The sequence below is a fragment of the Cyanobium sp. ATX-6F1 genome (assembly GCF_047395825.1).
Taxonomy (GTDB): domain Bacteria; phylum Cyanobacteriota; class Cyanobacteriia; order PCC-6307; family Cyanobiaceae; genus ATX-6F1.
Genome location: NZ_JBCEBF010000001.1, coordinates 600,987 through 619,448, shown reverse-complemented (window position 1 = coordinate 619,448; position 18,462 = coordinate 600,987). Strand labels below are relative to the sequence as shown.

Annotated in this window: 13 protein-coding genes, 2 tRNA genes and 3 pseudogenes; 7 read left to right on the top strand and 11 right to left on the bottom strand. The window is 65.1% G+C overall.

The genetic code is table 11. From position 1 onward, the window contains the following. Nucleotides 1–9: 9 nt before the first annotated feature. Nucleotides 10–878, bottom strand: a pseudogene (lipA, locus tag AAF143_RS03905) (lipoyl synthase). 98 nt (nt 879–976) lie between these two features. Between lipA and AAF143_RS03900 the strand changes: the two are divergent. Further along, nucleotides 977–1,050: transfer RNA gene (locus AAF143_RS03900), tRNA-Pro, on the top strand. Between the two features lie 15 nt (nt 1,051–1,065). Here the strand turns inward: AAF143_RS03900 and cobJ are convergent. Genes cobJ through AAF143_RS03885 form a run of 3 tightly spaced genes read right to left on the bottom strand, consistent with a single transcriptional unit; the run spans nt 1,066 to nt 4,219 of the window. After that, on the bottom strand, nt 1,066–2,838 hold the full coding sequence (cobJ, locus tag AAF143_RS03895; protein ID WP_414026526.1) for a precorrin-3B C(17)-methyltransferase: 1,773 nt from the start codon (nt 2,836–2,838) through the stop codon (nt 1,066–1,068). Then, a complete protein-coding gene (locus AAF143_RS03890; protein ID WP_414026525.1) occupies nt 2,835–3,761 on the bottom strand; it encodes a hypothetical protein in 927 nt (308 codons plus the stop codon). Before AAF143_RS03890 ends, cobJ begins: the two co-directional genes overlap by 4 nt. After that, nucleotides 3,758–4,219 carry a hypothetical protein gene (locus AAF143_RS03885; protein ID WP_414026524.1) on the bottom strand — a complete coding sequence of 154 codons (462 nt, stop codon included), beginning with the start codon at nt 4,217–4,219 and terminating at the stop codon, nt 3,758–3,760. The genes AAF143_RS03890 and AAF143_RS03885 overlap by 4 nt, the downstream gene beginning before the upstream one ends. Nucleotides 4,220–4,621: 402 nt before the next feature. Here AAF143_RS03885 and psaA point away from each other — a divergent pair, with 402 nt between their 5' ends. The 4 genes from psaA to AAF143_RS03865 all read left to right on the top strand — a co-directional run bounded on the left by psaA (nt 4,622) and on the right by AAF143_RS03865 (nt 11,371). Continuing rightward, nucleotides 4,622–6,925 carry a photosystem I core protein PsaA gene (psaA, locus tag AAF143_RS03880; RefSeq protein ID WP_255009626.1) on the top strand — a complete coding sequence of 768 codons (2,304 nt, stop codon included), beginning with the start codon at nt 4,622–4,624 and terminating at the stop codon, nt 6,923–6,925. A gap of 20 nt (nt 6,926–6,945) precedes the next feature. Continuing rightward, nucleotides 6,946–9,165 carry a photosystem I core protein PsaB gene (gene psaB, locus AAF143_RS03875; protein WP_255009625.1) on the top strand — a complete coding sequence of 740 codons (2,220 nt, stop codon included), beginning with the start codon at nt 6,946–6,948 and terminating at the stop codon, nt 9,163–9,165. Nucleotides 9,166–9,348: 183 nt separating this feature from the next. Then, complete coding sequence (locus AAF143_RS03870) at nt 9,349–10,539, top strand: ABC transporter substrate-binding protein (protein WP_414026523.1); 1,191 nt, start codon at nt 9,349–9,351, stop codon at nt 10,537–10,539. Nucleotides 10,540–10,579: 40 nt separating this feature from the next. After that, nucleotides 10,580–11,371: a DUF4239 domain-containing protein gene (locus tag AAF143_RS03865; RefSeq protein WP_255009621.1), complete on the top strand. Its 792-nt coding sequence runs from the start codon at nt 10,580–10,582 to the stop codon at nt 11,369–11,371. A gap of 217 nt (nt 11,372–11,588) precedes the next feature. Here the strand turns inward: AAF143_RS03865 and AAF143_RS03860 are convergent. From AAF143_RS03860 to AAF143_RS03845, 4 genes and pseudogenes are all read right to left on the bottom strand, one after another. Continuing rightward, nucleotides 11,589–12,067: pseudogene (locus AAF143_RS03860) on the bottom strand (photosystem I reaction center subunit XI). Nucleotides 12,068–12,114: 47 nt separating this feature from the next. Then, complete coding sequence (locus AAF143_RS03855) at nt 12,115–12,231, bottom strand: photosystem I reaction center subunit VIII (protein ID WP_255009689.1); 117 nt, start codon at nt 12,229–12,231, stop codon at nt 12,115–12,117. Between the two features lie 249 nt (nt 12,232–12,480). After that, nucleotides 12,481–13,452 (bottom strand): glycosyltransferase family 2 protein, encoded by a 972-nt coding sequence (locus tag AAF143_RS03850; protein ID WP_255009619.1) that lies wholly within the window; start codon nt 13,450–13,452, stop codon nt 12,481–12,483. 33 nt (nt 13,453–13,485) lie between these two features. Then, nucleotides 13,486–14,163, bottom strand: a complete 678-nt coding sequence (locus tag AAF143_RS03845; protein WP_414026522.1) for an NlpC/P60 family protein — start codon at nt 14,161–14,163, stop codon at nt 13,486–13,488. A 106-nt stretch (nt 14,164–14,269) separates the two neighbouring features. On the opposite strand from AAF143_RS03845, the gene AAF143_RS03840 reads away from it, so the two are divergent. Next, entirely contained in the window at nt 14,270–15,199 is a 930-nt protein-coding gene (locus tag AAF143_RS03840; protein ID WP_255009617.1) for a serine hydrolase, read from the top strand. A 13-nt stretch (nt 15,200–15,212) separates the two neighbouring features. On the opposite strand, the gene AAF143_RS03835 is transcribed toward AAF143_RS03840, so the two are convergent. The 3 genes and pseudogenes from AAF143_RS03835 to AAF143_RS03825 all read right to left on the bottom strand — a co-directional run bounded on the left by AAF143_RS03835 (nt 15,213) and on the right by AAF143_RS03825 (nt 17,735). After that, nucleotides 15,213–15,301, bottom strand: a tRNA-Ser gene (locus tag AAF143_RS03835). 40 nt (nt 15,302–15,341) lie between these two features. Beyond that, a pseudogene (alr, locus tag AAF143_RS03830) lies at nt 15,342–16,468 on the bottom strand (alanine racemase). Nucleotides 16,469–16,988: 520 nt separating this feature from the next. Beyond that, a complete protein-coding gene (locus tag AAF143_RS03825; RefSeq protein ID WP_414026886.1) occupies nt 16,989–17,735 on the bottom strand; it encodes a Mur ligase family protein in 747 nt (248 codons plus the stop codon). 210 nt (nt 17,736–17,945) lie between these two features. Between AAF143_RS03825 and AAF143_RS03820 the strand changes: the two genes are divergently transcribed. Then, the gene (locus tag AAF143_RS03820) at nt 17,946–18,446 is read left to right on the top strand and encodes an HNH endonuclease (protein WP_255009615.1); all 501 of its coding nucleotides are present in this window, start codon (nt 17,946–17,948) and stop codon (nt 18,444–18,446) included. Nucleotides 18,447–18,462 lie beyond the last annotated feature (16 nt).

The window sequence follows — 18,462 nt, the reverse complement described above, 5'->3', positions numbered from 1 at the left end:
GTGCCGGCTTCAGCGGGGGTGTTCGCGCATCAGGCGCTGCACCTCGCCGGCGTGGTAGCTGCTGCGGGTCAGCGGTGAGCTGACCACCTGGAGAAAGCCCAGTTCGCCTTCACCGTGCCGCCGATAGGCGTCGAATTGCTCCGGCGTGGGGAAGCGCTGCACCGCCAGATGTCTGGGTCCGGGGAGAGGTACTGGCCGATGGTGACGATGTCCACCTGATGGCGCCGAAGGTCGGCCAGCACATCCAGCACTTCGCCATCGCGCTCGCCCAGGCCCACCATCAACCCTGATTTGCTGTAAGTGCGCGGCCAGCCCTTACGCACCCGATCGAGCAGTTCCAGCGAGCGCTCGTAGATCCCCTGGGGGCGCACCGAGCGGTAGAGCCGCGGAACGGTTTCGATGTTGTGGTTGAGCACGTCGGGTGCCCCCGCCATCACGGCGGCCAGGGCCTCCCAGTTGCCGCAGAAATCAGGAATCAACAACTCGATCGTGGTGTGCGGGGAGCGTCGCCGCACCGCTTCGATGCAGGCCACGAACTGACGGGCACCGCCGTCGGAGAGGTCGTCGCGGTTCACCGAGGTGATCACCACATGGCGCAGGCCCAGGCGCGCCACCGCTTCACCGAGCCGAATCGGCTCGCTGGGGTCGAGATCTCGCACACTCTTGTCGAAGTCGATGTCGCAGTAGGGGCAGGCGCGGGTGCAGCCCGGCCCCATGATCAGGAATGTGGCGGTGCCGCCGGCGAAGCACTCGCCGATGTTGGGGCAGCTGGCCTCCTGACAGACGGTGTTCAGCTTCAGGTCGAGCAGCAGGTCGGCCACGGCCCCGATGCGTTCACGTTGGGGCGCCTTGACGCGCAGCCAGTCGGGTTTCAGCACGTGCTCAGGGGCTCCCCGGCGGATGGCGTTGGGGCAAGTCTCACTCTAGGAATCGTCGTCCCATGGGTGGCGGCCCCCATCGCCTACACTCCGGCCATCGGGATGTGGCGCAGCTTGGTAGCGCACTTCGTTCGGGACGAAGGGGCCGCAGGTTCGAATCCTGTCATCCCGATTTCTTGTTGATGACTCAGGCCAGCACGGCCCCGGGATAGCCCCGCGGGGTCACCATGCGGCCCTGTTGCACCCTGGTGCTGCTGTTCCCCACCAGCACCAGGGTGAGCATGTCCACCTCCTCGATGGGCAGCTCACCGAGGCTGCTGAGCCGCACCTCTTCTTCGGCACGCCCCAGTTGCCGTGCCAGGGCCACAGGTGTGCTGGCGGGCCGCCCTTCGAGCAGCAGTTCCCGGGCCCGCTCCAGTTGCCACTGTCTCCCCTGGGAGCGGGGGTTGTAGAGGGCGACGACGAAATCACCGCGGGCGGCCCCTTGCAGGCGCGCTTCGATCGTGGGCCAGGGGGTGAGCCGGTCGCTGAGGCTAATGGTGCAGAAATCGTGCATCAGCGGCGCTCCGGCCCGGGCGGCCGCCAGTTGCAGCGCTGAGATGCCTGGATGCACCTGGAAACTTGGCTGTCCATCGACGGGTAGCTCCATCCAGAGCTCAAGGGCCAGCCCCGCCATGCCGTAGATCCCGCTGTCCCCTGACGACACCAGGGCCACGTTCAGGCCCTGGGCGGCCAATTCCAGGGCCTGGCGGCAGCGCTCCTTTTCCTGGGTGAGCACCCCGTCCAGGCGCACCTGATCGGGGCGCCTCAGGGGTTCGAGCAGATCCAGGTAGAGGCCATAGCCCACCCAGACCGTGGCCTCGGCCAGGGCCCGGCGGGCGTCGGGGGTGAGCAGGTCGAGGGAGCCCGGTCCGCTGCCCACCAGATTCAGCGCGCCCTGGTGCGGCGCCTGTTGGCTGGCGCAGAGGGCCACGGCCACCGTGGCAGCGCCCTGCTCGCCCGGTTCGCTTCGCTCGATCCGTTTCTCCACCAGCAGCTGAGCCTCGGCTCCCGCTGCCAGCCGTGCCGCCGCCTCCGCCACGCTGGCGGTGCCCAGTTCCCGCTCGACCACGGCGGAAGGATTGGGTACATCCACCCGGGCCAGCTCGTTGGCCGCGAAGCAGCGCAGCGGCCAGCCCCGCCGCTCGGCCAGGGCCAGCAACGCCGGCTCATCCGCCTTGCGCTCGGCAGTGGCGAGCCCCGCCACCGCCTCCGCTGCCAGCCCATGGGCCTGAAGGCAATGGTCCACGGCCCGCTCCAGCAGGCTGAGGCTCGTGTTCCGTTCGCAGCCCAGCCCCAGCCAGAGGCTCGGGGGATGCCAGCGCAGGCCCTCGCCCAGGCGGTGGCTGATCACCAGCTCGGGGGCCGCCTCGGAGCGGTCAATGTCGATCGGATCGAGCCTCAGGGCCGCCGGCGACTGCCTCCAGAGCCGGGAGCCGCTCTCCTGGCGCAAGCGCAGTCGTTGGCCCTGGCCCATGGACTTCATCAGTCCGCTCCAGTCTCCCTGGCCCCGCTTCCAGCCCCAGGCGGCTCCGAAGCTGTCGAGGGGGAGCCGGCCGCTGGCGGCGCAGGCGCCGGTGAGCACCGCCTCCCCCAGCAGGGCTGCGATCCGCTGGCTGAGTGCTTCGGCGCCGGCGCCGTGGCCACCCAGCACGGGCACCGCATAGCGCCCTTGGGGATCCACCACCACCACCGCCGGATCGAGGGCCTTATCACTCAGCAAGGGCGCGATCAGGCGCACCACGGCGCCGCAGGCGCCCACCACCACAAAGGCGCTGCTCTCCCGCCAATGACAGCGCAGGCTGGCGCCGGCTTCACCGGCCTGGTCGATCACTTCCACCAGGCCCGCCTGCCTGAGCCGCGCCAGCACGGGGTCGGCGGCGGGACTCAGGCCCAGGCCCCGAATCGGTTGGTGATTCATCGGCCGAACTTCGCACGCAGGCGGCCCACCAGGCCCTCGCCTCGGGGCCTGATCAGGGATCCATCGGGGTTGACCAGATCCCGGGCTGCCGTCACTTCTGGCTCGAGCGGCGGGGTCGCCTGGGCTGAAGGTGACTCCTCTCTCTCAATGGGCTCAACATCGGTGGCCGTTGCCGTTGGCGCAGTGGGCGGCTCGGATGGCGGGGCCGAGGCGGCCATCGGGCTTACTCCTTGCTCAGGAGCCAGCGGCGGGGAGAGGGGCGATGCAGGCTGCGGGATCGGGGCCGCAGGTGGGGCTTCAATAGCTGTGCTCGGGACCAGGCCGGTCGGCTCAGGCGAGGGCGCCGCCAGCTCCACCACCACTGGCTCCTCCACCACTGCCTCCACCACCACTGGCTCGGTCTCGGGCGAAGGGCTGGGTGGTTCGGCGTTCACCGCGCTGGGGGTGGCGGCCTCGCCGAGCAGCCGTTGCAGGTCGTCGTCATCGAGGGCACCGAGCTGCCAACCCCTGGGGGGATCGCTCGCCAGCACCATCTCCTGCACCAGGGAGTTGAACGGAGGGTTCAGCGGTTGACCGGCCTGATCCAGCAGCTCCAGCAGCAGGGAGTTGCTGCCGTTGCGCAGCCCACGCAGCCAGAGGGGAGCCTGGCGATCAAGCAGGAAGCTGTCGCCATTGACCGTGACCCTCAGCCGCCAGCGGTCGTCCCCATCACGCAGATGCTGAAGCGGGGCGTCCAGCAGCAACCAGTCGACCAGGGCGGGCTGATCGGCGCTGGAGCGCACCGCCTGAACGGGAACCAGTTGCGGGGTGCCTTCCGCCGGCAGGGCCAGGGGGTTGGGGGCCACCCGGTGCAACTTGATCTGTTGGCTGGCCCCCGGTGCTTTCACGGCCTCACCCCAGGGGAACGCGGCATAGACCGTCAAGCGGTGGCTGCCGGGGGCCAGGGGGCCATGGGCACCTCCAATGGACTGGAGCCGCCTCCCACACGGAGCGGCGGCTCCCCATCGAGCTGCACCACCAGATGGGGGCCGATCCCCAGGGGACCGGCGTCCGCCAGGGGCCAGTCCTCCACGGCGACCCTCAGGGCCCAGGGTCCATCGGGCAGCAGGCTGCCGTTGGCGGGCGCGAGAATGTTCAACCGGGGCTGGCGGCCTAGAAGCTGCTGCTGCAGCTGCAGTACCGCCCCAGGAGGAGCCACTTCCTGCAGGTTGCCGCTGGGGTAGCTGGGGGCCAAGGCAGGTCCCGGGGAGGGGGAGCGGGCCTGGCCCTGGCAGCCTGCGGGCAGGAGGGTGAACACCACCAGCATCAGGACGGTCAGCCCCCGAAGCGCCGCTGCCAGCATGCGGATGTCTCCTCGCGTCAGGGTGACTGTTGGGGGCATTCTGCTGCCCGAGCCGGCCAAGTTCTTGGGCCATTGATTGAGAAGGGCAACTCCTTGACCTGGGTGATAGCAATAGGCCCTAATAAGTCGTTGACTCGCTAACACAAATCCCCACCAAGAGCCCAGTCACAGACTGGGGAAGGGCGGCATTGAACCTTTGTAACTGCCCGCCGATTCGCGTTGGTTTAGCCCCTTATACTTCCGCCAGCGGTCCCCTCATTGGGGCCCCAGCTCCAGTCGTGGCAAGCGTTTTCGGCCTTCGGGCTGCTCCCGCTCCATGCGCTGGTGCCCCATGAACCTCCCGGCTTTTCCGGGGGTTCGTAAGGCCCACCGGCCAGGCCTTCTTGGCCCGGTCGGAGGGGTGGACCTCCACCTCGACTCCGTCCCTCGAGGAACGTCTCGATGACCATCAGCCCACCAGAACGTGGGAAAACGGCGAAGGCCCAAGTTGACCGGAACCCCGTTCCTGTCAGCTTCGAGTTGTTCGGCAAACCCGGACACTTCGATCGCACCCTCGCTAAAGGTCCCAAAACCACCACCTGGGTTTGGAACCTCCACGCCAACGCTCACGATTTCGACAGCCACACGAGCGATCTCGAAGAGGTCTCTCGCAAGATCTTCAGCGCTCACTTCGGCCATCTGGCCGTCATCTTCATCTGGCTGAGCGGCGCCTTCTATCACGGTGCCCGCTTCTCCAACTATTCCGGCTGGCTGGCCGACCCCACGCATGTGAAACCCAGTGCGCAGGTGGTCTGGCCAATCTTTGGCCAGGAAATCCTTAACGGGGATGTGGGTGGCGGTTTCCACGGCATTCAGATCACCTCCGGTCTCTTCCATGTCTGGAGGGCCTGGGGCTTCACCAACGAGTTCCAATTGCTGTGCACCGCCATCGGTGCGCTGGTGATGGCGGGCTTGATGCTGAACGCCGGGGTGTTCCACTACCACAAGGCCGCTCCAAAGCTTGAGTGGTTCCAGAACGTTGAGTCCATGCTCAACCACCACCTGGCTGGCCTTCTGGGCTTGGGATCCCTCTCCTGGACGGGGCACCTGATCCATGTGTCTCTGCCCACGACCGCGCTGATGGATGCGATCGATGCCGGGAAACCCCTGGTGCTCGATGGCAAGACCATCGCTTCGGTGGCGGACATCCCCCTCCCGCACGAATTCCTCAACCAGGACCTGATCGCTCAGCTTTACCCCGGTTTCGGGGCCGGCATCCAGGCGTTCTTCACTGGAAACTGGGCCGCCTACAGCGACATCCTCACCTTCAAGGGTGGGTTGAATCCTGTAACGGGCAGCCTCTGGATGACCGACATCGCCCATCACCACCTGGCGATCGCGGTGCTCTTCATCGTTGCCGGTCATCAGTACCGCACGAACTGGGGCATCGGTCACAGCATCAAGGAGATCCTCGAGGGCCAGAAGGGTGATCCCCTGCTGTTCCCGGCCCCTAATGGCCACGATGGTCTCTATGAGTTTCTGACCACCTCCTGGCATGCCCAACTGGCCATCAACCTGGCTCTATTGGGTTCGCTGAGCATCATCGTCGCTCAGCACATGTATGCGATGCCTCCGTATCCGTACATCGCTGTCGACTACCCCACCCAGCTATCGATCTTCACCCACCACATGTGGATCGGTGGCCTCATCATCGTTGGCGCCGGAGCCCATGGAGCCATCGCGCTCATCCGCGACTACGACCCCGCCAAGCACATCGACAATGTGCTGGATCGGGTGCTCAAGGCTCGGGATGCGCTGATCAGTCACCTCAACTGGGTGTGCATCTGGCTGGGCTTCCACAGCTTTGGCCTCTACATCCACAACGACACCATGCGTGCCCTGGGCCGTCCCCAGGACATGTTCAGTGACTCCGCCATTGAGCTGAAGCCGATCTTCGCCCAGTGGATCCAGGGTCTGCACGCCGCTGCTGCCGGCACCACCGCTCCCAATGCGCTGGCCGGTGTGAGCGAAGTGTTCAACGGTGCCGTCGTTGCCGTCGGGGGCAAGGTGGCCATGGGTCCGATCCCCCTGGGAACGGCCGACTTCATGGTTCACCACATCCATGCCTTCACGATCCACGTCACGGTGTTGATCCTGCTGAAGGGTGTCCTCTACAGCCGCAGCTCCAGGCTTGTGCCCGACAAGGCCAGCCTGGGCTTCCGCTTCCCCTGCGACGGCCCCGGCCGTGGCGGTACCTGCCAGGTTTCGGCTTGGGACCACGTGTTCCTCGGCCTGTTCTGGATGTACAACTCCATCTCGATCGTGATCTTCCACTTCAGCTGGAAGATGCAGAGCGATGTGTGGGGAACGGTGAATGCAGATGGCTCCGTCTCGCACATCACCAATGGCAACTTCGCCCAGAGCGCCATCACCATCAATGGTTGGCTGCGTGATTTCCTGTGGGCTCAGGCCGCACAGGTGATCAACAGCTATGGCTCCTCCTCGAGTGCCTACGGACTGATGTTCCTTGGAGCGCACTTCATCTGGGCCTTCAGCCTCATGTTCCTGTTCAGTGGCCGCGGCTACTGGCAAGAGCTGATCGAGTCCATCGTCTGGGCTCACAACAAGCTGAAGGTGGCACCCGCCATCCAACCGCGGGCGCTGAGCATCACCCAGGGTCGCGCCGTTGGCGTTGCCCACTATCTCCTCGGCGGTATCGCAACCACCTGGGCTTTCTTCCTGGCCCGCATCGTCGCGGTCGGCTGACCTCCACCTGACTTTTCCCAATGGCAACGAAATTTCCTTCGTTCAGCCAGGGTCTGGCACAGGACCCCACAACCCGCCGTATTTGGTACGGGATTGCCACGGCTCACGATTTCGAGAGCCATGACGGGATCACGGAAGAAAAGCTTTACCAAAAGCTTTTCTCCACCCATTTCGGCCATCTCGCGATCATCGGTCTCTGGGTTTCTGGGAACCTGTTCCACATCGCCTGGCAGGGCAACTTCGAGCAGTGGGTCGCCGATCCGCTGCACGTGCGTCCCATCGCTCACGCGATCTGGGATCCTCACTTCGGCCAGGGGGCCATCACGGCCTTCACCCAGGCCGGTGCCTCCTCCCCGGTGAACATCGCCTTCTCTGGTCTGTACCACTGGTGGTACACGATCGGGATGCGCACCAACACCGAGTTGTACCAAGGATCCATCTTCATGATGATCCTCTCGGCTTGGGCCCTGTTCGCCGGCTGGCTCCACCTTCAGCCCAAGTTCCGGCCTTCCCTGGCCTGGTTCAAGAACGCTGAATCACGGCTCAACCACCATTTGGCTGTTCTGTTCGGTTTCAGCTCCATCGCCTGGACCGGTCACCTGGTCCACGTGGCGATCCCTGAAGCGCGCGGTCAGCACGTCGGTTGGGACAACTTCCTCACGGTGTTGCCCCATCCCGCCGGCCTGGCTCCTTTCTTCACCGGTAACTGGGGGGTTTATGCAGCGAACCCCGACGGTCTCAATCAGGTCTTCGGCTCCTCCACTGGATCCGGAACCGCGATTCTCACCTTCCTCGGTGGTTTCCATCCCCAGAGTGAAGCCCTCTGGCTCACTGATATCGCCCATCACCACCTGGCGATCGGCTGCATCTTCGTGATCGCTGGCCACATGTACCGGACCAACTTCGGTATTGGCCATTCGATCCGCGAGATCCTCGAAGCCCACAACCCGCCCAAGGGCACTCCTTTTGGTGGTGCGCTCGGTGCTGGTCACAAGGGTCTCTACGACACCATCAACAACTCGCTCCACTTCCAACTCGGACTGGCCCTGGCCTCTCTGGGTGTGGTGACGAGCTTGGTGGCCCAGCACATGTATGCGATGCCGTCCTACGCCTTCATCGCGAAGGACTACACAACATCGGCTGCGCTTTACACCCACCACCAGTACATCGCCATCTTCCTGATGGTTGGTGCCTTCGCCCACGGTGCGATCTTCTTCATCCGTGATTACGACCCCGAAGCCAACAAGAACAACGTTCTGGCCCGGATGCTTGATCACAAGGAAGCGATCATTAGTCACCTGAGCTGGGTTTCGCTGTTCCTCGGTTTCCACACCCTCGGTCTTTACGTCCACAACGATGTGGTCGTTGCCTTTGGTACCCCCGAGAAGCAGATCCTGGTGGAGCCCGTGTTTGCCCAGTTCATCCAGGCCGCCAGCGGTAAAGCGCTCTACGGCTTTGATGTGCTGCTCGCCAACCCCAACAGTGCCGCCAGCCTGGCCTCGGCCAACATTCCTGGTGATCACTTCTGGTTGGATGCCATCAACGGCAACACGGACGTGTTCCTGCCCATCGGCCCTGGCGACTTCCTGGTCCACCACGCGATCGCGCTCGGACTGCACACCACCACCTTGATCCTGGTGAAGGGTGCCCTGGATGCCCGGGGTTCGAAGCTGATGCCCGATAAAAAGGACTTCGGCTACTCCTTCCCCTGCGACGGTCCTGGCCGTGGCGGTACCTGTGATATCTCGGCCTGGGATTCCTTCTACCTGTCGGTTTTCTGGGCTCTGAACACCGTGGGTTGGGTCACCTTCTACTGGCACTGGAAGCACCTCGCCATCTGGCAAGGCAACGTGGCTCAGTTCAACGAATCCAGCACCTATCTGATGGGCTGGTTCCGCGACTACCTGTGGCTCAACAGCTCCCAGCTGATCAACGGGTACAACCCGTATGGTTCGAACAACCTGGCCGTCTGGGCCTGGATGTTCCTCTTCGGTCACCTGGTCTGGGCGACGGGCTTCATGTTCCTGATCTCCTGGCGTGGTTACTGGCAAGAGCTGATCGAGACCATCGTCTGGGCTCATCAGCGCACCCCGTTGGCCAACCTGGTTGGCTGGCGTGACAAGCCTGTGGCCCTCTCGATTGTTCAAGCCCGTGTGGTCGGTCTGGCTCACTTCTCGGTGGGTTACGTCCTCACCTATGCGGCCTTCCTGATCGCCTCCACATCAGGCAAGTTCGGCTAGACCCATTTCCTCGAGGGACGCACCTCACCTCCCATGCCCCGGCGAAAGCTGGGGCTTTTTTTGGCTCAAGGTTGCAGGTTGGACGTGAGTCTTCCAGCCGGCTGATCGTGGATGGAACCTGCCTTTAGGATTCACCCATGGGGCGAAATCGCGTGAATGCCTGGCTTCCGTAGTCGTGCAGGGTTGGCGGCCATTCGTTGCTCTTCCTTTGGGCTGGTGCGCCGCAGACTGCTGGTTCTCCTGGTGACAGCGGGAGGTGCGCTCACGTTGATCGTTCCCGCCATCTGGCTTCGTGCTTCCGAGGCCGGCATCAACCAACGAACCATCCTGCTGGGACAGTCGGTCCCCTTGACGGGTCCATCTGGACAGCTGGGGCAAGCCTTCGTGGCGGGCTCCTTGGCCTACTTCGATCTGGTCAACTCCCAAGGCGGCGTCTACGGTCGCAGGATTGCGGTCCAAGTGCTTGATGATCAATACGACCCGGTCAAAACCGCTCGCAATGTGCGCGATCTGATTCGATCGCAAAAGGTCTACGCCCTGTTTGGCTTGATCGGTGTTCCCGGTATTCAAGCCGCTTTGCCAGAGATGCGGAGCCAGGGCGTTCCCCTGGTGGCGCCCGTCAGTGGCGCCCAGCTGATTCGGAACCCCACCGATCCGTTGATCTTCAACATACGAGCCAGTTACTACCAGGAGGCCGAGCGGCTTGTTGCTTACCTGGCCCGTTATGGATTCCGTGATGTGGCGGTGTTCTATCAGAACGATGGTTATGGCCGCGATGGGCTGCGTGGGGTTGAGCTTGCCCTTGCTCGGCGCCGGATGAAGCTGGTGAAGACGGCGACTGTGCAACGCAACAGCTTGGAGACCGCAGTGGCGGCACGGCAGATTCATGATGCCAAGCCCGATGCTGTGGTGATGATCTCCACCTATGGAACGGTGGCCAGTTTTGTGCGCAACATCAAGTCACTGGGGTCTGAGGCCCAGCTGATGAGCGTATCGTTCGTCGGTAGTCTTCCCCTGGCCAAGGCCTTGGGACCCCTCGGTCGCAACATCGGCATCACCCAGGTTGTGCCATTCCCCTGGGATGCCACCAAGCCAATCGTTCACGAGTATCAGAGCATTCTGCGCCGCTCGGATCCACGCCTTCGCTTCAGCTTTTACAGCCTTGAAGGCTTTCTTGCGGCTAAGACCACGGTGGAAGCGCTACGTCGGGCAGGGCCTAATCCCACTCGGGCCTCCTTGCGGCGGGGCCTGGAATCGATGAGCAACGTTGATTTTGGGGGTTTTAAACTGTCCTTCTCACCTGCCAATCACAACGGCAGCGACTTTGTTCAACTCACGTTCATGATGGGAGGTGGCGCTAATTTTATTCACTGATCCTGAATCTAGCCATTGCAATCATTTGCCCATTTGAATCATGTTTGCGTTCATCAATCAACTGCTCCCCTTCTTGATCGGAGTGATCCGCATCTACGGAGTCGCCCTGTTGCTGATGTTCCTGGCGCTCAAGCTTGTGTCTTATTTGCGGCGCCGCAAGCTGCTGAGTGACCAGTTCGATCCGATCATGTTGGGACCTCTGGCCAGCATCTACGGATTGGTGACGGCGTTTCTGCTCTCCAATGCCTTCATTCATGTGTTGGAGTTGAATTCCACCGCCACTGCCGAAGCGGTCACCTTGAACAGGCTCGGGGCCCTCGTTTCGGTGCTACCTGAGGAGCAGCGGGTGGAGGCGCGCCGACTGGTCTACGACTACGCCGATTCGATTGCCGAAAGTGAATCCAAGACCATGCGCTCCGGTCAGCGCAGCCCCCAGACCAGTTTGGCCCTTGATGAGTTGCAGCTGTTTTTCTCCTCCAAGGATGCCAATTTACCCAAGATGGCTGATGAGTCACCCTCGGAGACGCTCTACCAGCAGAAGTCTGCGGAGATTCTCTACAACATCATTGATGCCCGGGAAAAGCGCCTATCCCAGGCCAAGCCGAACTTCCAGTCGATTCTTTGGGTTGCAGTTCTTGTGCTCTACTTTGCGATTGCTGTTCTCCTGTTTGCGACCGCCCGAGGCGGGTGGCGCCACAGGCTTAATGGTGGCTCTCTGTTGATCGCCTTGCCTTTGCCGGCTCTTTTCCTTGATTTATTCTCTAATCCATTTACTTCGGGCTTGATTCAGACGGAGTCAATTTTCAGGGCTCTCTTTGAGCGCAATATTTAAATCTCACCCAGGCTGTCGCTGATCTCTCCTCCGCGTTGTGCTGACCGCTGTGCCCCATGCGTACAAAGGAGGATGTTCCTGGTCAACTGGCCTTGCCGAAGTCATGCGACCAGGCCAGATTTCGTGCGCCCATGAAAAAGCCCCAGCTTTCGCCGGGGCCTGTTGATGGGAAGGTGTGAGCCTCTCTCGAGCGACGTGGGCCGATCAACCCAGGGCTTCAGCCACCACTGGCGATCTTCACCAGTGGCGAGATGATGGAGGTGCCGGCCAGCAACCAGGCGAAGGCGGCTCCACCGCAACCACCCAGCCAGAAGCCACTGGCGAACTCGGCCCACCCGGCCTTGGTGAACAGGTCGGCGGGTGGATTGTCGATCGTGGCATCGGGAGGTTGCACGTTGGGGCCGTTGCCGGCGGTCCCGTAGATCGAAAGACAGACCGTGAGGATGGTCACCAGGCCGATGGAGGCGAGAAGGCCGGCTGTGCTGGCGTATTCGGTGGAGCGCAGGGGGCCGGTCAGGGCGAAGGGTCCGTAGAGGAAGAACCCGTGGGCCATGCCCACTTCAAGCCCCCGTCGGTTGGGTGAAAGGGACGGACGGTAGGCCGGCAAGGCGTTGAGGAAGGCCTTGGTGAAGTAGTTGCTGTTGACGGGGTGGCCAGATTGCCGACGCAGGGGTCGGCCACGGGGGTCACGGTCATGGTGGAGGAGGAAGGGTTGAGCGCGAACGGAAGGGCGATCGGGAACGTCAGTCGCTCGCTTCGATCACGTTGAACAGCAGGGCCATCGCCACCGCCGCGCCCAGAATCCCCACAAAGGGAACCAACACCGACGGCAACCAGGCAACGACGAAATCTCCAGTCATCAGCGTGGGCCAACACATCTACCGTCGGTACTGTACGGAGCGCTTCCCAAGCCACTCCAGCCAGCATCGGGCCGCGACATAAAAGTTCAATCCGTCTTGCCGCTGGGACGGCTCTGATCGGTCTTTGACTCCTGACTCGAGCTCGTCCGCCTCTGCTGGCCACCACGGACAACCCTGCCGAGCGGGCCTGCTCCCTGCCGCCCTGACGTCGCGCGGGCCTGGGGGAGCGGAGTTCGCCGTGGCTGACCCTCAGCTACTCAGGCTTCCCCGCAACGTGGCCCGCACCCGGTAGATCGGCCGGCCCTGACTCTCGTGATACGTGCGCATCTGCAGTTCGGCCAGCAGTCCGAAGCAGAACAGCTGCACCCCCGCGAGGATCGCCAGCACGGCGACCATGAGCAGCGGCCGGTTGCCGATGTCCTGGTTCAGCACGACCTTGGCGTAGCTCAGCTGCAGGGCGATCAGCAGGCCGGCGCCGATTCCCACCAGTCCCCCCAGACCGAACACATGCATCGGCCGGGTCAGGAAGCGCTTCATGAAGGTCACCGTGAGCAGATCCATCAGCACCCGGAAGGTGCGATCCAGCCCGTACTTGCTCTGCCCGAAGCGGCGGGCGTGATGCTGCACCTTGACCTCGGTGATGCGCGCCCCCTCGATGAAGGCCAGGGCCGGCAGAAAACGGTGCAGTTCCCCGTAGAGGTTCATGTCGGCGATCACTTCGCGCCGGTAGGCCTTGAGGGAGCAGCCGTAATCATGGAGCTTCACGCCGGTGACCCGGGCGATCAGCCGGTTGGCGATCTTGGAGGGAAGCAGGCGGCTCAGGGCTCCGTCCTGGCGTTGGTGGCGCCAGCCGCTGACCAGATCGAACCCCTCCCCCAGGCGTTCCAGCAGCAGGGGGATGTCGGCTGGATCGTTCTGCAGGTCCCCGTCGAGGGTGACGATCAGCGCTCCGCTGCTGGCGTCGAAGCCAGCGGCCATCGCGGCGGTCTGCCCGTAGTTGCGCCGCAGCAGCACGGCCACCAGTTCGGGCGTCGCTTCCGCTAGCTGCGCGAGCACGCTGGCGGTGGCATCCACTGAGCCATCGTCGACGAACACCAGCTCGAAAGACCGGCCCTGGGGCCGCAGGCTGGCCAGCAACTTCTCAACCAGGAGCGGCAAACTCTCCGCTTCATTGAAGAGGGGCACCACGATGGAGACCTCAGGGCCCTGGGGCACGCTCATGGGTCGAGGTTCAGGGCTGAGGAGGTGTGCAACTTAGGCAAGCGTTGTTCCGTCATGGCAACGCACCACGCGGCCGGCACCGCGCAGCTGTGGGCGGTAGTGGCTCGCCACTGGATGGGTGTCGGCGGGGCTGAGGCCGTCGATGCCCAGCCCATCGCGCCCGTGGTCGCGGCCGGAACTGTGCAGATAGCGGCCACCGCCCAGGTGCAGACCCACGTGGGTGCAGCGCCTGGGTGAGCCGAAGAAGATCAGATCCCCCGCTCTGAGCAGGCGGAACTCGCTGATCCTCACGGCCACCGGCTGGCAGAACCGCTCCTGCTGGTAGGCATCGCGGGGAATCCACACCCCCGCTCGGGCGAAGGCCGATTGGATGAAACCGGAGCAGTCGTAGTCGGGACCGAGGCTGCCTCCCCAGAGGTACTGGTTCGTGATCCTGCTGGCCTGATCTGCCCAGCGCAGCACGGCTGCGATGGCAGCCTCGATCGCCCTTGACTCCAGCAGCCGCGGTTGCCACGGTCCCCGGGCCATGGCGCGGCCGAGCAGATCGGCGGGGTCCACCCAGCAGGGGTAGCCGTCCTCCAGCAGCCGCACCCGCAGCCGACCGCTGTGGGGCTCGGGGCCGGTGAGCACCCGCAGGCCTCGCCCTGCTTCGGCCTGGGTCGCCAGGCCAGGGCCCGTGGGCCGGCTGTAGCCGTTCAGATCCCCCTGCAACTGCCAGTGGCTGCCAGGAATCAGCAGCTCAAGGGCGGCCGGGGTGCCGGGAGGCAGATCCCCCGGTCCAAGGTGCCTAATCTCACCATTGCTTCTGGCCGCTTCGATGGCGTTCTACCGCCCCGACGAGGGGATGGTCTCGATCCTGGAGGCGTTGATCGAACGGCTCGAGCTGGAGGGCCGTCCGGGGCTGGGAGATCAGCTGTCGATCACCTGGCTGCGCTACGAGGGAAGCTTGATCGATCGAGGCGCGGCCCTGGAGCCGGCGGCCTTCTGGGGCCTGCCGGTGCTGGGGGCCAGCTGGGGCGGATCGCGCCAGCGCTATCCCGCCAGCGTGGTGAAGCTGGTCTACATGGTGGCGGTGGAGGCCTGGTTGCAGCAGCAATGGCTGGAGGAGGGGCCGGAGCTGCGCCGGGCCATGGCCGACATGATCCGTGACTCCAGCAACGACGCCACGGGTTTGTTGGTGGATTTGCTCAGCGGCACCACCAGCGGCCCCGATCTGCTCGCCCCGCGGTTGGCGGCCTGGTCGGCCCAGCGCCAACTGGTGAACGGTTGGCTCGCGGAGCTGGGCTGGCCGGAGTTCGAGGCTTGCAATGCCTGCCAGAAGACCTGGGGTGATGGGCCCTTCGGCCGCGAGCGCCAGTTCTATGGGGAGGACCTGGAGAACCGCAACCGCCTGAGCACCGACGCCACGGCGCGCCTGCTGCATGGGGTGATCGCCGGTGCGTTGGTGTCTCCGCCCGCCTGCGTTCGCATGCGCGCGCTCCTGTCCCGCTCGCTCGATCCCGTTGCTCGGCGCGCCGATCCGGAGAACCAGGTGGATGGCTTCCTGGGGGAGGCCCTGGAGCAGGGCTCCCGGCTGTGGAGCAAGGCCGGCTGGATGAGCCAGGCCCGCCATGACGCCGCCTACGTGGAGGCCGAGGGCCAGGCGCCCTTTCTGCTGGTGGTGTTCAGTGAGGGGGCGGATCGAGCCGCCGACGGGGCGCTGCTGCCCTCGATCGCCCGTGCCCTGGGGCAGGTCACGGCCACTTGAACGGGTTTGGAAACGGAGAGGGAGGGATTCGAACCCTCGACAGAAGTTGCCTCCTGTAACTCCTTAGCAGGGAGCCGCTTTCAACCACTCAGCCACCTCTCCAGGGGGCCCAGAAAGCTTATCAGTGCTGCTGCGAGGCCCCTTAGTCGCCCCGGAACACCCGCTGCACCCGGCGGCTGTCGACGTTGACCAGCAACTCGTAGGGGATTGTGCCGGCACTCTGGGCCACCTCCTCGGGCCGCAGTTCCTGCCCTTCGCTGGCACCGAAGATCAGCACCTCATCGCCCACGGCCGCCTCGGGCACAGCCGAGAGGTCGACGGCCATCGAATCCATCGAGATGCGCCCGATGATCCGCACCCGGTGTCCTTGCACCATCACCACGCCGGCCCCGGCCAGGCGCCAGGGCACCCCGTCGTTGTAGCCGGCCTCGACAATGCCCACCCGCAACTCCTCAGCCTCCACCACGTAGGTGCCGCCGTACCCCACCCGCTGCCCGCGCGTCCACAGCGACACCTGGGCCAGGCGGCTGACGAAGGCCACCGCGAGCTGCAGGTCGAGCGCCGCGGCGACGGCGGCCGAAGGGTGGATGCCGAAGAGCCCCAGGCCCAGCCGCACCATGTCGAAGCGGGCCGCAGGGAAACGCACCGCCGCCGCCGTGGCAGCCGCATGGACGATCAGTGGCTCGGTTGGGTCGCCCTCGTAGCGGATCGCCGCCACGGCCTGCTCGAATCGTTCCAGCTGAGCTTGGCTGTGGCCATCTTCGGCGGGGTCATCGGCGCAGGAGAAATGGGTCATCAGACCGCCCAGGCGGGTCACCCCCGAGCCCCGCAGCAAGCGGGCGGCCGCCAGGGCCTCGGCGGGGGCACCCCCAGGCGGCCCATGCCGGTGTCGATCTCCAAATGCACATCGCAGCTGGCCCCCAGAGCCCGCAGGCCCTCGATCAAGGTGCGGGCAAAGGCAAGCGAATAGACGACCGGTGTGAGCCGGTAACGCACCACCTTGTCCACCTCCTCACCGTTCATCAACATCACCAGAACCGGCAGCTGCACCCCTGCGCGTCGCACTACGGCCCCCTCATCGGCGGCCGAGACGCCGATCCAATCGACGCCGCTCTCCTGCAGGGTTACGGCCACCCGCGCGAGTTCGGTGCCGTAGGCCCAGGCCTTGAGCACCGCCAGGATCGCGACCCTGGGCCCGCAGAGGGAACGGAAGCGGGCGATGTTTTCGGCGATCGCCCCCAGGTCCACCAGGAAACGCCTGGGCGCCATCGACTCCCAGAGCGCGCGCGCCGCCGCCGCCAACCCTTCATTGCGGGGGCCTTTGACCAAGAGGGTGTCGCCGGGTTCCGCCAGCTGGCGCACGGTGTCGCGCAAGTCGCTGAGGTTCACCTCCAGCACAGGGGCCTCGGGTTTGACCTCGCGCCAGGCCGCCGCCGTGTGCGCCTGGGAGGGGTGGGGCAGCAGCACCAGATGGGTGAAACCGCGTTCCGCCGCCACCCGCCCGATGATCCGGTGCTCCCGTAGATCGAGTTCCCCCAGTTCGCCCATGCCGCCGAACACGAAGATGCGCTTGCCCGGGCCACCGGGGAGGAGCCCACCGTGTCGAGCGCCGCCTGGACCGAGAGCGGATCAGAGCTGGCGGCATCGTTGATGATCGTGACCCCATCGGGCGTGCGCCAGGTCTCCATGCGCGTGGGACCGAAGGAGTAGTCGTGGAGGGTGGCCGCCACCGCTTCGGGGGTGACCCCCAGGCGGACGGCGGCGGTGATCGCGATCATCAGGTCGGCGATCAGGGGGCGGAGCGGGTGAGCACGGGGAAGCTCACGGAGCTTGCTTCGAAGGCCACCGTCAGCAGGGTGCCGTTGGGGATGGGGCGCTGCTCCACCAGCCGGGGTGCCTGATCCCCCACCCTCAGCCGCTCGCAGGGCAACGGTTGGGCCTCCACCAGCGGGTCGTCCGGGGTGATCACCCAACCTTGGGCCGGCACCGAGGCGAACAGCCGCAGTTTTTCACGGGCCGTGGTCGCCCGCGTGCCGAAGGCGGCGATGTGGGCGAGGCCCACGTTCACGAGCACGCCCAGATCGGGTTGCAGGATCGTCGCCAGGGCCGCCATCTCACCGGGGGCGGAGACCCCCGCCTCGAACACGCCGATCTCCGTGCCCATGGGTGCGTTCAGCACCGCCAGGGGCACCCCCACCTGACTGTTCCAGCTGCCCGGACTGGCGGCCACGGAGTAGCGCGTCGCCAGCAGGGCGGTGAGCGCCTCCTTGACCACGGTCTTGCCATTGCTGCCTGTGATCGCCACCACCCGCCCCAGGGCCCGGCGCCTGTGCCAGGCCGCCAGCGCCTGCAGGGCCGCCAGGGGTGAGTCCACCTCCAGGCGTGGCAGCGGACAGGACGCGGGCCGCCAGCCGCGCCGGACCACCGCCAGGCCGGCACCCGCCGCCAGGGCAGCCTCCACGAAGGCATGGCCATCGTTCTGGAGGCCCGTCAGGGCGAAGAACACATCCCCCGGTCGCACCCGCCTCGAATCAATCGCAGCCGCCCGCAGGCGTCCCCTGGCCTGATCGGTGTCCCAGGCGCCGCGCAGGTCACCCTCCAGCAGGGTCGCCAGCGCGGGGGTCAGGCAACGCCATGGGGACAGGGCCGTTCAGGGGTCGATGGAAGGCGACGGCGCCGATGGCGTCGCTCGACACCAGATCCTGAGCGATGTCCCATTAGCATGCCGCCTAACAGTGGAACTGGCATGCGCCACGTTCTCGTTCTGAACGCCTCCTACGAGCCCCTAAACATCACCACCTGGCGTCGCGCCATGGTGATGCTGCTCAAGGGCAAGGCTGAGGGTCTGGAGCACGATCCCGGGCGGCTGATTCGCGCCGACCATCACCTCCCCACCGTGATCCGGCTGCGGCAGTTCGTTCGCGTGCCCTTCAAGCAATTGCCGCTCACCCGGCGCAACGTCTTCCATCGGGACGGCCACTCCTGCCAGTACTGCGGCTATCAGGGGGAGCAGCTTTCCATCGACCATGTGTTCCCCCGCAGCCGCGGCGGCGGCGACACCTGGGAGAACGTCACCACCGCCTGTCTGCGCTGCAATGTCCACAAGGGCAACCGCACCCCCAGGGAAGCGGGCATGCCCTTGGCGAGGGAACCCAGGCGCCCGATCAGCAGCCTTTACTTCGAAGCCACCCGCCAGATTCGCGCCGGCGCCCACCAGGAGTGGGCCAAGTACGTGATCGGGGCCTGATCGAACCAGGGCCATT

Coding starts and splice junctions, on each gene's coding strand:
- cobJ (WP_414026526.1), bottom strand. CDS start 2,838: ATGAATCACCAACCGATTCGGGGCCTGGGCCTGAGTCCCGCCGCCGAC.
- psaA (WP_255009626.1), top strand. CDS start 4,622: ATGACCATCAGCCCACCAGAACGTGGGAAAACGGCGAAGGCCCAAGTT.
- AAF143_RS03850 (WP_255009619.1), bottom strand. CDS start 13,452: ATGAGCGTGCCCCAGGGCCCTGAGGTCTCCATCGTGGTGCCCCTCTTC.
- AAF143_RS03885 (WP_414026524.1), bottom strand. CDS start 4,219: ATGCCCCCAACAGTCACCCTGACGCGAGGAGACATCCGCATGCTGGCA.
- AAF143_RS03820 (WP_255009615.1), top strand. CDS start 17,946: ATGCGCCACGTTCTCGTTCTGAACGCCTCCTACGAGCCCCTAAACATC.
- AAF143_RS03855 (WP_255009689.1), bottom strand. CDS start 12,231: ATGACTGGAGATTTCGTCGTTGCCTGGTTGCCGTCGGTGTTGGTTCCC.
- psaB (WP_255009625.1), top strand. CDS start 6,946: ATGGCAACGAAATTTCCTTCGTTCAGCCAGGGTCTGGCACAGGACCCC.
- AAF143_RS03865 (WP_255009621.1), top strand. CDS start 10,580: ATGTTTGCGTTCATCAATCAACTGCTCCCCTTCTTGATCGGAGTGATC.
- AAF143_RS03840 (WP_255009617.1), top strand. CDS start 14,270: ATGGCGTTCTACCGCCCCGACGAGGGGATGGTCTCGATCCTGGAGGCG.